Annotated in this window: 10 protein-coding genes; 1 reads left to right on the top strand and 9 read right to left on the bottom strand. The window is 73.0% G+C overall.

Annotated elements, in window-relative coordinates:
• Window positions 1-29 precede the first annotated feature (29 nt).
• Together ACGFRB_RS05205 and ACGFRB_RS05200 are read right to left on the bottom strand one after the other, a co-directional pair.
• Window positions 30-1,037, bottom strand: a complete 1,008-nt coding sequence (locus tag ACGFRB_RS05205) for a glycosyltransferase family 2 protein (protein WP_393239197.1) — start codon at window positions 1,035-1,037, stop codon at window positions 30-32.
• Window positions 1,037-3,076, bottom strand: a complete 2,040-nt coding sequence (locus tag ACGFRB_RS05200; RefSeq protein WP_393239194.1) for an O-antigen ligase family protein — start codon at window positions 3,074-3,076, stop codon at window positions 1,037-1,039. The genes ACGFRB_RS05205 and ACGFRB_RS05200 overlap by 1 nt, the downstream gene beginning before the upstream one ends.
• Before the next feature lie 44 nt (window positions 3,077-3,120).
• On the opposite strand from ACGFRB_RS05200, the gene ACGFRB_RS05195 reads away from it, so the two are divergent.
• Window positions 3,121-3,897, top strand: a complete 777-nt coding sequence (locus ACGFRB_RS05195; RefSeq protein WP_393239191.1) for a hypothetical protein — start codon at window positions 3,121-3,123, stop codon at window positions 3,895-3,897.
• Here ACGFRB_RS05195 and ACGFRB_RS05190 read toward each other — a convergent pair.
• The 7 genes from ACGFRB_RS05190 to ACGFRB_RS05160 form a co-directional block, all read right to left on the bottom strand.
• A complete protein-coding gene (locus tag ACGFRB_RS05190) occupies window positions 3,872-4,480 on the bottom strand; it encodes an acyltransferase (RefSeq protein ID WP_363004330.1) in 609 nt (202 codons plus the stop codon). The two genes, ACGFRB_RS05195 and ACGFRB_RS05190, sit on opposite strands and share 26 nt — an antisense overlap.
• Before the next feature lie 79 nt (window positions 4,481-4,559).
• Complete coding sequence (locus ACGFRB_RS05185; RefSeq protein ID WP_393239188.1) at window positions 4,560-5,606, bottom strand: glycosyltransferase family 2 protein; 1,047 nt, start codon at window positions 5,604-5,606, stop codon at window positions 4,560-4,562.
• Window positions 5,607-5,764: 158 nt separating this feature from the next.
• Window positions 5,765-9,019, bottom strand: a complete 3,255-nt coding sequence (locus ACGFRB_RS05180; RefSeq protein ID WP_393239185.1) for a DUF4082 domain-containing protein — start codon at window positions 9,017-9,019, stop codon at window positions 5,765-5,767.
• Between the two features lie 59 nt (window positions 9,020-9,078).
• Window positions 9,079-10,194, bottom strand: coding sequence for a DegT/DnrJ/EryC1/StrS family aminotransferase (locus ACGFRB_RS05175; protein ID WP_393239182.1), 1,116 nt, complete (start codon window positions 10,192-10,194; stop codon window positions 9,079-9,081).
• Window positions 10,194-10,973, bottom strand: a complete 780-nt coding sequence (locus tag ACGFRB_RS05170) for a NeuD/PglB/VioB family sugar acetyltransferase (RefSeq protein ID WP_393239179.1) — start codon at window positions 10,971-10,973, stop codon at window positions 10,194-10,196. The genes ACGFRB_RS05175 and ACGFRB_RS05170 overlap by 1 nt, the downstream gene beginning before the upstream one ends.
• Entirely contained in the window at window positions 10,970-13,120 is a 2,151-nt protein-coding gene (locus ACGFRB_RS05165; protein WP_393239176.1) for an aminotransferase class I/II-fold pyridoxal phosphate-dependent enzyme, read from the bottom strand. Before ACGFRB_RS05165 ends, ACGFRB_RS05170 begins: the two co-directional genes overlap by 4 nt.
• Window positions 13,117-14,226: a Gfo/Idh/MocA family protein gene (locus tag ACGFRB_RS05160; protein WP_393239173.1), complete on the bottom strand. Its 1,110-nt coding sequence runs from the start codon at window positions 14,224-14,226 to the stop codon at window positions 13,117-13,119. Before ACGFRB_RS05160 ends, ACGFRB_RS05165 begins: the two co-directional genes overlap by 4 nt.
• Between the last annotated feature and the right edge of the window lie 60 nt (window positions 14,227-14,286).

Below are 14,286 nucleotides of genomic sequence, written 5' to 3'. Positions count from 1 at the left end.
CTCCCGGGAGCGCCGCGCGGTACTCCCCGTCACCCCCGCGCGGCACCCGTGGGCGGCCCGGCCCGGTGCCCCGCCGCGCCGGCGGCTCCGGCCGGGCCCCCGCCCCCGCCGAGCAGGGCCCGCACCGCGGCCCGGGCCGGCCGGCGGCCGAGGGCCGCCCGGGAGAACTCCCGCAGCAGCACCGCCCCCCGGAACGCGGTCGTGGCGGCGAGCCCGTGGCGCCGCCGGTAGAGCCGGACCCGGTTGACCACGAGCAGCGACCACAGCCGCGGCGAGACCCGCGACTCCCCGCCGAGATGGACGGCGCGGGCCTCCGGTTCGAGCCGGGTGCGGTGGCCGAGGTCCCGGGCCCGCAGGCAGTACTCGGTCTCCTCCGAGTAGAGGAAGAACGACTCGTCCCACGGCCCGCAGTCCGCCAGGCACTCGGCGGACAGCGCCATCAGCGCCCCCGTCGCCCAGTCCGGACTCGTCCGCCCCGCGTAGGCGCCGGGTGCGGTGACCAGCTCGCTCCAGCGCGGGAACCGGCCGGCCCGCCGGTTGCCGAGCACGGCCTCGCCCAGCGCCCGGGGCACCGTGGACTCCCGGCGCAGCGAGTGGACCAGGGTGCCGTCCGCCTCGTACAGCAGGGGCACCGTGATCCCGGCCCGGGTGCCGTCCGGCAGCTCGTCGCCGAGGCCCGCGACCAGGGTCGCGGCGCACCCCTCGGTCATCCTGATGTCCGGGTTGCAGACCAGCACCGCCGCGCAGTCTCCGTCGAAGGCCCCGGCCGCGCGCAGGGCCGCGTTGACGCCGAAGGCGTAGCCGCCGTTGCGGCCGGTCTCGACGACGGTGGCGTCCGGGGCGTGCTTACGGAGCACGGCGACGGTGTCGTCCGAGGAATCGTTGTCGGCGACGACGAGCCGCCACTCCAGACCCGCCATCGCGGCCGGAAGCGCGTCCAGGAAGCCGGGCAGCACGGCCGCGCTGTTCCAGGTCACGACGACCACGGCGACCGTGCCGGTCCGGCGGTCCTCGGACCGATCGAGTTGACGGGACATCACATCTCCACGAGCTGAGGCGAGTCGGTGGGACGGGCGAGGGGGCCGACGGGGGGCCCGGGAACCGAGGCGTGCGCGGCCGCCTCCCGCCGTACGAAGCCGAGGCAGCTGCCGCCGAGGCCCAGCAGGAGGAAGAACACCCCCGCGAACATGGGGAAGCTGAGCGTGTCGAAGGTGGCCCCGATGACCAGGGCCACCATCGATGTCGCGAAGAACGCCTGTCCCAGCTCCCGGTCCGCCTCGTCACCCGCGAGGCGCCGGATCGCGCCGCCCTGGTGCACTCCGGTGAGCCCGAGCAGCAGCAGGCACGCCACGCCGAGCGCGCCGAGTTCGGCGAGCGTGAGCAGGTACTGGTTGTCGGTGAAGAAGTAGCGCTCCGGCGTGAAGGTGCCGAAGGCCCGGCCGAAGAGCGGATCCTGGGTGAAGTACTCGTAGATCTTCGGGTACTTGATGGTCCGGGCCTGGGTGCTGCTGTCGGCGTTGTTGAGGCTGCCCGCGAACAGCCCGGTGATGGTGCCGATCAGTCCCGGCACGAGCACCTTGAACACCGCGACCGACCCGAACAGGATGCCGATCGCGGTCCAGCGCCGCTGCGGCTTCCAGCGCGGCATCATGATCAGCACGACGACCAGGACGCCGATGATCGAGGTGCGCGACACCGTCAGCGGGAGCCCGCCGCCCAGCAGCACCACGGGGGCCCACCGGCGCAGCGCCCCGGCGGCCCGGCGCGCCGGATCGAGGGCCTGCGCGAGGGCGAACGGCAGCAGGATCGCCAGCATGCCGCTGAACTCCAGCGGATGCGCGGTGAGCGACCGGGGCCGGGTGAACGAGCCCCGGTCCAGGACCGAGACGCTCGCCACGCTCGAATTGAGCCCGGGGATGTGCAGCGAGTCGGCGATGTTGGTGCCGGTGAAGAAGTCGTACAGACCCAGCGCGGCCACCACCGACCCCATCACCACCAGCCGGCGCAGCAGCACGTCCAGCCGCTTGCGGTCCTGGATCCCGGCCGAGGCCACGACCACCAGCGACACCCACACCAGGAGCACGATCAGTCCCCGGTCGGCCGCCAGTATCTCCTTCTGCGAGCTGATCCGGTCCTGGTTGGCGACGTACGAGAGCAGCACGGCCAGCGCCAGGACCAGCATCACCGTCCGTACGGTACGGGTGCCGGGCGCGGGCGCGATCCGGCCGCGGGACCAGGTCGCGAGATACCAGAACAGCCCGAGGAGCGCGAACACGTTCGCCGGGGTGCCGGCGCCGCCCAGCGCGGGCAGCGCCAGGTTCGACGGCAGGAACAGGGCGAGTGCCAGATAGCCGGTGAGCACCGCCGCGGCGTCGAGCGGACGGGTCAGCAGGGTACGGATCCGGCCCGCGCCCGGCCGGGGCGCCGACGGGGCGGCCCCCCGGGGCTCCGGAAGCCCGCGCGCGCGGCGCCGTGCCGCCGCCCAGGCCTCCACCACGAAGGACAGGACGAAGGCCCCGGCGAGGCCGAACGCCACCACGGCGGCGACCTTCTGATAGCGGGACTTGGGCTCCGACACCGGCTTCTGCGGCGGGACGATCCGGGCCGACCGCACCTCGTAGCCCTCGGGCACCTTCACCTGCCGTTGCAGGGTGCGCAGTTGCTCGGCCGCGTAGTCGGTGATCCGCCGCGTCTCGTCGAGTACCCGCGTCCGGTCCTCGCCGGTGACCGTCAAGGTGAGCAACGGTCCGTCCGCGTTGGCGGCGAAGTCGACCCCGTAGGCGTCCGTGACCCCGCGCTCGCGCAGCGACCGCACCGTCTCCGGCGACTGGAGGGCCCGGATCAGCACATCGGCCGTCCCGATCAGCGAACCGCTCGTGTACGCCAGCGGGTTGCCGTAACTGGGGGCCGGCCGGGCGACCCGCGCCGAGTTCAGCAGCGCCATCTCGGCGCGCGACTCGTAGGTCACCGGGACCGTCGTCGCGAGGTAGCCGCCCGCCAGCAGGCTCAGCAGGGTCAGCGGCACCATCACGTACCAACGCCGGTACAGCACACGGAAGATGTCGGCGATGCTCACGAATCCTCCCCCTGCCGACCCCGGTGGTGCCAGTATCGGTCCCGATGACCACGGACGGGGGCACAGACGTGAAAACGGGTGCGAGAGCCGCGACGACGGCCACGGGTCCGGCCGGCGACACCGCTGCCGACGCGGCCGCGGATCCCGAAGTGGGGGCCGGGGCGCTGATCCCCGAGGGATTCGCCCGGGTGCTGCTGCGCCGCTGGTACGTCCTGCTGTTCACGGCACTCGTCACCGCCACCGCCTGCTACCCGGCACTGCGGCCCCCGCCGCGCTACCAGAGCTCTGCCGTGCTCGTGGTGAAGCCGCCGCGCACCGGCAACCAGCCCAACCAGCTCACCAACCTCCAGCCCTCGCTGGCGATGGTCTCCTACGCGGTGGTCCAACAGATTCAAGCGCCCGAAGGCAAAGCCGAGTTGAAGAAGGCGGGGGTGCACGGAACCTATCGCCTCGTGCCGCGCAACAGCGGCACCAGCGCCACCCCGTCCTACTCGATCCCCACCCTCCAGATCGAGGCCGAACAGACCGCGCCCGAGGAGGCCGACCGGGTCGTCCAGGCGATCGTCGGGGTGTACGGCCGGCATCTGGCCGCCCTCCAGACACGGCAGAACGTCCCGACGGCGAGCCTGCTCACCGTCGACCTGCTCAACCGCCCCGGCACCGTCGCCCTGCCGCCCAATCGCACCCGCGCCGTGGCCGGGGCGGGCGCGCTCGCCACCCTGGTGGGCGTGGTGTCCGCACTGTGGTCCGAGCGGTACGCGACGGCGCGGCGCCGGCGCCGCGCCGCACGCCGGCTCACCGCGGCGCATCGCACTCCGTGAGCCGTCCGTCCGACTCCTCGTACCGCGCGCCCGTCCGCGGGCAGCACCACACCCCGGGCCGAGCGGGATCGGGGGTCAGCCGTTCGCCGGCCCGGCCGACCCAGCCGGTCTGCCGTGCGGGCACCCCCATCACCAGGGCGAAGTCGGGTACGTCCGAGGTGACCACCGCACCGGCCGCGACCAGGGCCCAGCGGCCGATCGTCACCGGCGCGACGCACACCGCGCGGGCCCCGACCGCCGCGCCCTCGCCGACCCGTACAGGGACCGGCTCCCAGTCGCCGCCCCGCTTCAGCCGCCCGTCCGGATCGACGGCGCGCGGATGGTGGTCGTTGGTGAGCACGGCCGCCGGGCCGATGAAGACCCCGTCGCCGAGGACGGCGGGCTCGTACACCAGGGCGTGGTTCTGCAGCTTGCAGTTGTCGCCGAGGGTGACCCCGGGGCCGATGTAGGCACCCCGGCCGATCACACAGTTCTCGCCGAGGCGGGCGTCCTCGCGGATCTGTGCGAGTTCCCACACGCTGGTGCCGGCGCCGACGACCGCCTGGGCGTCGACCTGGGCGGTGGGCTGCACCCGGTAGTTCACGGACATGCCTTTCCACGGAGGGACTTGAGGGGGAAAGCAGGAGAACAGAGGGAAGGGGGCGGAGGGGCAGGGGCGCCGGTCAGATGCCGCGCCGCCGCCAGGACCGCCACCACAGCCACTCGCGCGCCCGGTCGGCCACCGCCGACAGGATCAGCGGCTGGAGGTACGGCATGGTCCGCGCGCCGATCCGGCGCCGCAGCCGCAGCGCCCGGTACTCCGGCAGCGTCTCGGCGTCCGGGCGGCACGCGCGCGCGAAGGCCTCCAGCTCGGCCACCGGCACCACGCCGGTGCGCCCCCGGTCGTACGCCCGGTAGGCGCGCCGCAGCGCCTGCCGGGCCAGCCGGGTGTCGACGAGTTCGGCCAGCCGGCCGGCCTGGGGGAGACGGTCGCCGCACTTGTCGAGGACCGCGGTGAAGGCAGCCCGGCGCTGGCGGATGTCGTCGAGCTGGCCGCCGAAGTCCGTGGTGGACATGTTGTGTCCGTGCACCCGGTAGTACGCCTGGTCCGCGCCCTGGACGTAGCCGACGTCCGCGTGGGCGGCGAGCCGCATCCACATCTCGATGTCGCCCGCGTGCGGCAGTTCCGGGTCGTAGCCGCCGACCTTCCGCTGGAGGCTGGTGCGCACCATCACCTCGGGCGAGGTGATGCACCCGGTGCCCTCGCGGAAGCGCCGTTCCAGCCACCAGTGCCCGGGGTAGACGACGGATCCGGTGCCCTGGGTGCGGGCCGCCGGCAGGGGGCCGCCGTGCTCGAAGCGCAGCGGCCGCCCGTAGCAGAAGCCCGCCTCCGGGTGGGCGTCGAGCAGTGCGGCGGCGCGGACGAGCGCCCCGGGGACGAGCCGGTCGTCGGCGGACAGCAGGACGACGTAGTCGCCGTCCGCCCACTCCAGGAGCCCCTCGTTGTACGTGGCGATGTGCCCCCGGTTCGTCTCGTGGACCCGTACCTCGATCCTCGGGTCGCCGGCCGCGAGCTTGCGGGCCACCTCCGCCGAGTCGTCGGGGGATGCGTCGTCGATGATCAGCACCCGTACGTCGAGACCGGGCTGTTCGTCGAGCACACTGCGTACGCAGTCGGCCAGGAAGTGGCCGTACTTGTAGCAGGGGATCACGACGCTGACTGAGCTCATGTGGGGCGTTCCCCGTCTTTCCGTGGAGGCCGGTTCGGCGGCCGAGGCAGGTGGGGCGGATCGGGTCGGTGGGGCCGGTGGGGTCGACGAGTCGGTGGGCCGGTGGGGCGCCCCGTCCGCGGGACCGGTCCGCGGCGGACCGGCGCCCGGCCGGTGGATCAGCCCGTCGTGAAGAGAGGGCCGACCCAGTAGTTCGTGGCGTTGTACGAGGAGGTCGGGAAGGCGCTCACGGTCCCGTATTTGTAGAGACCGTTGGGCCGGTCCGAGGTGCTCGCCGGAGCGCTCAGCGGATAGTTCAGAAAAGCGGTGCCGAAATAGCCGCCGTCCGAGGCGTAGTTGCCGTTCGGCGCATGGTACGAGACCACATAACGGGTCTGGGCGGTGACGGGGACCGGAGTGGCGAAGGTGAGCCGCTGCCATCCGGTCGCCGTCTCGCCGGTGAAGGTGCCGCTGGCCAGCAGGGTGCCGGTGTCGCTCCACAGACTGCCGGTGTGCGTGCCGGTGTTGGTGGCGGACTTGTAGAAGGTGACACCGGTGACCTTGCCGTCCACCGCCGACTGGAACCGGGTGCCCAGCTCCAGCGAGTTGGCGTCGTTGGTCTCCGCGGCCTTCGACGGGACGGCCTCGGCGCCCCACAGATCACACGGGCAGGCGGTGGGCGGCGGGGTGGCGCTGGTGGTGAAGGTCCAGTCGGACGGTGCCGTCATCACATTGCCCCACAGGTCGGCGGCCTGCACGGACACCGTGTAGGGGGCGCCGAGGGCGAGCTGCCCCGACAGGGTGAAGGCGGCGGTGCGGCCGTCCGCGCTCAGCGTCGCCTTACCCGGCACGGCCGCGCCGCTTTGGTCCTTCACGGTGAACACCAGCGTGCCGGCGTCCACCGCCGTGCTGAACGCGGCGGACAGCGGCGCGGTGATCGACACGCCCGTGGCGTTCGCCGCGGGGGTCCGCGCGGTGACGGTCGGCGGCACGGTGCTCGCGGTGCCGGTCTCCAAGATGGCGTCCACCCAGTAGTTCGCCCCGTTCGCGGACTGGGCGGGGAAGGCGCCGGAAGAGGTGTACTGGTAGACGCCGTTGCCGCCGTCCGTCCCGTTCTTCAGCGCCGTCAGCGGGGCGAGACCGGCGCTCTGGGAGGTGAAGTAGCCCTGGTCGTAGGAGTATCCGCCCTTGGGGGCGAAGTACGAGGCGATGTAGGTCGTGTCGGCCTTCACCGGCACCGGGGTGGCGAACTTCATCTGCTGCCAGCCCGACGCGGTCTCACCGGTGAAGGTGCCGGTGGCGAGCAGTTGCCCGGACGCGGACCACAGACTTCCCTTGTGCGTACCGGTGTTGGCGGCGCTCTTGTAGAAGCGGATGCCGGTGATCGTGCCGGGGGCGGAGCTGCGGATCTTCACCCCGAGTTCGACGGAGCTGCCGTCGGCGCCGTTGGGAGTGGCGGGCGCGGTGGAGGCGGGCCAGACGGTGCACGGGCACTGCTGGGCCGCCACGGTCAGCGGCACCGTCGTCTCGGTGCCTATGTTGACGCTGTCGTCCACGGCCCGGACCTTGAGCTGGACGGAGCCCTGGGTCATCGGTGTCCAGGTATAGCTCCACGAGGCGGTGCCGTCGGCGGCGCGCCAGGTGGTGCCGCCGTCCGTGGAGACCTCGACCCGGGCGACCACGCCGCCGCCGGTGTCCGCGGCCGTCCCGGTGACGGTGATCTGGCGCAGTGCGGGGACGGAGCTGTTCGGGGCGGGGCTCGTCACGGTGACGGTGGGGCCGGTGCTGTCGGCGGAGGCGGTGGCGGCGACCAGCGTGGACTGCAGGGTCTTGGGCTGGATCCCCATGTCGGCGAGGATGTTCACGGTCGCCTGCTGCATCCGCTTGTCCTCGGTGACGACCCCGCCCGCCGGGTCGGACGTCGGCACGTTGGCGAGCCCCCATGACCACTGCACGGTGCCGGTGCCGAACACCAGCGCCTTGGACGTCTGGTCGCGGAAGGCGACCAGACTGTGGGTGGCGGTGCCGTTCCCGTAGGAGTTGCCCCAGTCGAGCAGGTACTTGCCGTCCTGGATGTCGACGGATGTCGACGACATCCGGATCTCGCCGGCCGGCCGCGAGGCGTTCTCGACGTCGGCGTCCCACTCGTAGCCGAGGGTCCCCGTCGGGAAGGTGGCGACCTGGCTGCCGGTCAGCGAGGCGACCGAGGTGTTGCGCCACAGCCGCATCTTCGCGTACGCCGCCGGGACCTTGATGGCGTCGCTGCGGTAGCCGTTCACCTGGAACAGCGAGCCGGTCAGGATGTTCTGCGGCCGGTACGGCGCCCCGCCCTTGGTGCTGTCCGGGTCCATCCAGGTACCCGTCCAGGTGGTGCTGGGGTCGGGGACGCCGTTCGGGGTCGGGAACTTCAGCTTGGTCTCCTTGTAGCAGACCAGGGTCCGGTCGGCCGCCTTGCCTGAGTCGATGGCCGGCTCCAGCCGGGTCTTCCAGAAGATCTCGTTGCCCGCGAAGTACCCCTGGTGCTGGCCGCCCTTGCGGGCGTTGAGGACATGGGTGAACTGCTCGGCGGTCCAGTACTCGTCGTGCCCCTGCGAGATGTACATCCGGTGCTTCGGCAGGATCGTGGCGCCCCGGGTGGCGATGTCGACACCGGAGGTGTAGCTCACGTCGTAGCCGTTGCGTTCCAGCCAGGCGATCATCTCGAACTCGGAGCCGTAGACGCCGTTGTCGCCGCCGATGTCCATCGGACGGTTGTAACTGACCTTGTACGCACGCCCGTCGGGGGCCGGACCGTTGCCGTCGTAGAGATTGGCACCGCCCCATTTGTTGTACGCCTGCCAGGACTGGTCAGCCGTCTGCACGAGGATGTCGGAGGTGCCGGCGTCGTTGCGCACGATGACGGGGTACGGCATCAGGCCGTTGCCGTCCGCCTGGTCGAAGTTGACGATGTAGAGCCCCGAGACGGCGTCCGCCGGCACCGTCCAGGACGCGGTGACCGGCCAGTTGCCGCAGTCGAGCAGCCCCGTCGTCTTGTCGGAGAGGCAATCGGCGCGCTTGGTGGTGTAGTTGGCGGGATAGGTCTGCGCGGCCTGTGCGGCCGTCGATATCTGCCGGGCACCGTCGCCGCCGTACCAGCCGAGCCGGAAGACGGCGACGTGGTACGCGACCGGCGACTGGACCTTGAACTGGACGGTCTCGCCGGGCTGCGCGCTCACCTTCGTCGCGAAGCCCGCGATGTCGCCGTAGCTGTTCCCGGAGAACCAGTCGGACATCGGCGTGCCCGGCTTGGAGTTCTCGCACACGACCGGGTTGCCGCCCGTGCCGCACGGGTCGGTGACGGCGCTCGCGGGTCCGGCCGCCGGGAGGAACAGTGCGGCCGCGAGGGCGACCAGGGCGAACACGGCGGTTCTGGTCCGTCGGAACTGCTTCGGCATCGCGGGGCCTTTCAAGGGCGGTAACGGTCCTGGCCGGGGCGGCCGGCCGGCGGGCGCGCTCAGGCGAGCGCGTGCACCAGCGCGTCGACGACCCGGCGCTGCTGGTCTGGGGTGATCTGCGGGTACAGCGGGAGCGAGAGGATCTCCGCGGCGGCGGCCTCGGCGTGCGGGAAATCGCCCCGCCCGTAGCCGAGTCGGTGGTACGCGGGCGTCAGATGGACCGGCGCCGGATAGTGCACACCCGCCCCCACACCCTCGGCGCCGAGCTTCTCCACCACCGTGTCGCGGTCGGACCCGGGGACCCGCACCACGTACAGATGCCACACGTGCGTGTTGCCCTCGTCCGTGACCGGCCGGATCACCCGGCCGGCCTCGGCGAGCGGGGCGAGGAGTTCGTCGTAACGGGCCGCCGCCGCCCGCCGGGCCGCGTTCCCGGCCGCGAGCCGGCGCAGCTTCGCCCGCAGCACGACAGCCTGGAGCCCGTCGAGCCGGCTGTTGAACCCCGGTACCTCGTGCCGGTACTTGGCCACTCCGCCGTGGTTGGCGAGGGCCCGCACCAGGGCGGCGGCGCCCGCGTCGTCGGTGAGCACCGCGCCCGCGTCGCCGTACGCGCCGAGGTTCTTGCCCGGATAGAAACTGGTCCCCGCGATACCGCCGCGTCCCGGGGTACGGCCGGCCCGGCTCGCGCCCTGGCTCTGCGCCGCGTCCTCCACGATCCGTACGTGCGGCGGGAGTCCGGCCGCGAGGGCGGCGACGTCGGCGCACTGCCCGTACAGATGGACCGGCACCACCGCGCGGGTGGCGGAGCCGGCGGCGGCGACGGCGGCCCGGGGGTCGAGGAGCAGCGTGTCCGGCGCGCAGTCCACCAGGACGGGACGGGCCCCGGTCCGGGTCACCGCCCCGGCGGTGGCGATGAACGTGTTGGCGGGCAGCACCACTTCGTCGCCGGGCTCAACCCCGCTCGCCCGCAGCGCCAGTTCCAGCGCGTCCGTGCCGTTGGCGACGCCCACGACATAGGCGACGCCGCCGAATTCGGCGTACTCGCGCTCGAACGCGGCGACTTCCTCGCCGCCGATGAACGCGGTGTCCGCGAGGATCCGGTCGAATCCGGCGCGTACCTCCGCGTCGACCTCCGCGTGGGCCGCCCGCAGGTCGACCAGGGGGATCCGGTCCATCAGCCGTTCGCTCCTCGTGCCGGGACCGCCGGGAAGCTCCGGGCGGCGTCGTCGTGGTGGTGGTCGGGTCGTAAGGACGTACGGGGCCGCGCGGGGCCTTCTGGCAGGCCCGACCTGGCGAGCCGGTCGAGGGCACAGGGCGGTGCGGCGCGCAGCCGGCGAGCCGGGGACCCGGCCCACACCTCGCCCGGCGGCACGTCGGCGAGGACCACGGCGCCCATCCCGACGAGGGACCAGGCGCCGATCGCCGTCCCCTCGCGGACCAGCGCGCCCGCGCCGAGATAGGCGCCCGCCCCGATCCGGGCGGCGCCCCCGAGCCGCACGCCCGAGGCGAGCGTCGCGAAGTCGCCGACCCGGTCATCGTGGGTGAGGACCGTGTGCGGCATCACCGCGACATGCCGGCCCAGCCGCACGGCCGCCGTCAGGACGGTGTGCGCGAGCAGCACCGTGCCGGGGCCGAGGACGCAGTCGTCCGCGATCGCCACCGTGGGGTGGACCACCGTGGCGTAGCGGTCCTCCGGCAGCCCGAGACGGTCCACCAGCCGGGCCCGGGAGGCGTAGTCGCGCGGGTTGCCCACGCACACCGAGAACACCGTGTCCTCGGGCAGCTCGGCGGCCCGCTCGGTGCCGCCGAGCACGGGGACGCCGCCGACCTCGGTGCCGTGCAGCGCCGGGTCGTCGTCGAGATGGCCCGCGAGCGGCAGGCCGGCGGCGAGGGCGGCCTGCGCGGTCTCCCGCGCGAAGCCGCCGGCGCCGATGACGACCAGGGTGCGGCTCACCGGCGTACCGCCGCGTCCCGCAGGACGGCGGCCACCCGGTCCTGCTGCTCCCCGGTCATCGTGTGGAACAGCGGCAGGATCAGTGAGTCGCGGGCGAGCCGCTCGGTCACCGGCAGCGGCGCCACCGGGTGCCCCGCGTAGGCGGGTTCGAGATGGCTCGCCATGATGCCCCGGCGGGCCGACACCCCGGCCTCGGCGAGCAGTTCGAGCAGCCGGTCCCGGCCGACCGGGAAGTCCTCGGCGAGCAGCACCCAGTACGACTGGACGTTGCCCTGCCCGTACGCGGGATCCTGAACCGGCGTGAGACCCGGCACATCGTCCAGCAACTCGCCGTATCGGGCCGCGAGTTCGCGTCGGCGGGCGACCAGGGCGTCCAGCTTCTCCAACTGCGCCAGACCGACCGCGGCCTGAATGTCGGTCATCCGGTAGTTGAACCCGGTCTCCAGATAGCGTTCCAGGACCGGCTTCCCGCTCGCGTGCCGATCGGCCGCCGACACGTCCATCCCGTGCTCGCGCAGCCGGCGCAGCCGCGCCGCCCACTCCGGGTCGTCCGTGGTCACCATGCCGCCCTCGCCGGTCGTCAGCAGCTTGCGCGGATGGAACGACCAGGCCGCGAGCAGCGCGCCCCGCCCCACCGGCCCGCCGTCCACCGTCGAGCCGATCGCGCAGGCCGCGTCCTCCACCAGCGGCAGCCCCCAGTCCGCGCAGGCCGCCCGCAGTGCGCCGATATCCGCCGGCACCCCCGCCTGGTGCACCGCGAGCACGGCACGCGTGCGGGGGGTGCGGACCGCGTCGACGGTGTCCGGGGTCACATTGCCGGTGGCCAGGTCGACGTCGGCGAAGACCGGGACGGCGCCCACGTACCGGACGGCGTTGGCGGTGGCGATGAAGGACAGCGACGGCACCACCACCTCGTCGCCGGGGCCGAGCCCCAGCGCGAGCAGCGACAGATGCAGCGCGGTGGTGCAGGAGCTGACGGCCACACCGTGCCGCGCCCCGACCCGCTCGGCGAAGGCCGCTTCGAAGGCGGCCACCCGCGGGCCCTGCGCGACCCAGCCGGACCGCACCGCCTCGGCGGCGGCCCGCGCCTCCTCCTCGCCCAGCCAGGGCACCATGACCGGGATCCGCGCGGGTGCCTCCGCCTCCGGTTCGGCGGCGGGGACGGCGGCGGCGGTGGTGCCGGCGTCGGAGCGCTCCGCGCGCCACCACGCGACCAGGTCCCGGAGCCCGTCCCGCAGACCGATCTCCGCCTTGAACCCGATCCGTTCCGCCGCGAGCGAGGTGTCCGCGAGCCGCCGCGTCACCCCGTTGACCGCGCGGGCCGGGCCGTGCACCGGCTCAAGATCGGAGTCCATGGCATCGAGGAGCGCGTCGGCGAGTTCCCGCAGCGAGGTCTCGGTCGCGCTCGCCACGTTGAACACCTCGTCCGTGACGTCCGCGCGCGCCGCCAGGATGTTCGCCCGCGCGATGTCGCGGACATGGACGAAGTCCATCGTCTGGGTGCCGTCGCCGAGGATCAGCGGCGGTTCGCCCGCCTCGATCCGCTCCATCCAGCGGATCAGCACCTCGGTGTAGAGGCCGTGGATGTCCATCCGCGGCCCGTACACGTTGAAGTAGCGCAGCGCCACGTAGTCCAGGCCGTACATGGCGTGGAAACTGCGCAGCATCCCCTCGTTGAACGCCTTCGCCGCCCCGTAGAACGTGTCGTTGTTGTACGGGTGGTGGCGCTCGGTCGTCGGGAAGGACTCCGCCAGACCGTAGACCGAGGCCGACGACGAGGCGATCACCTTGCCCACCCCGGCCGCCGCCGCGGCCTCCAGGACATTGAACGTCCCGTCCACCATCACCTCGTTGGCCAGCCGGGGTTCCTCCGCGCACTGGGTGATGCGGATCGCCGCCAGATGGAAGACGAGATCGGCGCCCGCCGTCACCCGCCGCACCGTGGCCGCGTCGCGGATGTCGCCCTCGACGAGTTCCACCCGCCCGCTCGCCAGCGCTCCGGCCAGATTGGCCCGCCGCCCGCGCACCAGGTTGTCGAGCACGACCACCTCGCGCGCGCCGCCCTCGAGAAGAAGGTCCGTCACATGGGAGCCGATGGTGCCGGCCCCGCCGGTGACCAGGATCCGCTTGCCCTGGAAGTCGTTCAACGTCCCGCTCCCGCCGTTGTGTTCACGTTCCGCTCGGGCCGCTCCGGACCGGTCCGCAGCCCGACGACCGCACCACGGAACGACAGGCTCCGCGACGCCGCCTCCAGGATGTCCAGCACCCGCAGGCCCGCCCGCCCGTCGGTCAGTGGCGCCCGCCGCCCGGTGATCGCCGCCGCGAACTCGCCGACCATGGCGCCCAGCGCCTCCCGCTCCCCGAGGGCGGGGGCGACCATGTCGCCGCTGCGGTACGAGATGAGGGCCTGGCGCCGCTCGTCCGCGCCCAGGTCCCGGGGCGTGGCCAGGTCCACGCCCCGGTCGAAGACCGCGATGCGCTGCGCCGGGTTCAGGTCGTCCCAGATCAGCGTTCGTTTGGCGCCGCCGACCATGGTCGTGCGGACCTTGGTGGGGGAGAGCCAGTTGACGTGCACGTGCGCGATGGCACCCGTGCTGAGCTGGAGGGTCAGATACGTGATGCAGTCCCGGCCCGCGCCGATCGGGTCGGCGCCGTGCGCCGCGACCGCCACCGGCTGTACGTGCTCGGGCAGGATGAAGTCGAGGATGGACAGATCGTGCGGGGCCAGATCCCACAGCACGTCGATGTCCCGCTGGACCAGGCCCAGATTGATCCGCACCGAGTCCACGTAGTGGACATCGCCGAGAGCGCCCTCGTGCACCAGCTCGCGGATCTTCGTCACGGCCGGGGTGTAGCAGTAGGTGTGGTCGCACATCAGGGTGAGACCGCGCTCCTCGGCTTCCGTCACCAGCCGCAGCCCGTCGGCGTACGTGGTGGCCAGCGGCTTCTCGACGAGCACGTGCTTGCCCGCGCGCAGCGCCGCGAGCGCCACGTCCACATGGGTGCCCGCCGGGGTCGCGACGGCGACCGCGTGCACCTCGGGGTCGGCGAGCACCGCCGCGTAGTCGTCGGTGGCCCGCACCGTGGAGTAGTCGCCGAGGACCTGCCGGGCGCGCCCGGCGTCGAGATCGCACAGCCAGCGCAGCCGGAAACGGTCGCAGGCCTGGAAGTTGCGGACGAGGTTGGGACCCCAGTAACCGGCGCCTATGACGGCGACTCCCAGCCGCTCGTCGGATCGGTCGGCGTCGTTCAACGTGTTCCCCTCCAGGTCAGTGGGCGTGCCGGCCGGCGGCGGGAGATGCCGGCGCGGCGC

The organism is Streptomyces sp. NPDC048718, from assembly GCF_043198875.1.
Classification (GTDB): Bacteria; Actinomycetota; Actinomycetes; order Streptomycetales; family Streptomycetaceae; genus Streptomyces.
This window is presented reverse-complemented; position numbering and strand designations above follow the sequence as displayed.

Excerpts from the sequence above, each read along its gene's own strand:
- ACGFRB_RS05205 (WP_393239197.1), bottom strand. The coding sequence starts at position 1,037 with ATGTCCCGTCAACTCGATCGGTCCGAGGACCGCCGGACCGGCACGGTC.
- ACGFRB_RS05195 (WP_393239191.1), top strand. The coding sequence starts at position 3,121 with ATGACCACGGACGGGGGCACAGACGTGAAAACGGGTGCGAGAGCCGCG.
- ACGFRB_RS05185 (WP_393239188.1), bottom strand. The coding sequence starts at position 5,606 with ATGAGCTCAGTCAGCGTCGTGATCCCCTGCTACAAGTACGGCCACTTC.
- ACGFRB_RS05180 (WP_393239185.1), bottom strand. The coding sequence starts at position 9,019 with ATGCCGAAGCAGTTCCGACGGACCAGAACCGCCGTGTTCGCCCTGGTC.
- ACGFRB_RS05175 (WP_393239182.1), bottom strand. The coding sequence starts at position 10,194 with ATGGACCGGATCCCCCTGGTCGACCTGCGGGCGGCCCACGCGGAGGTC.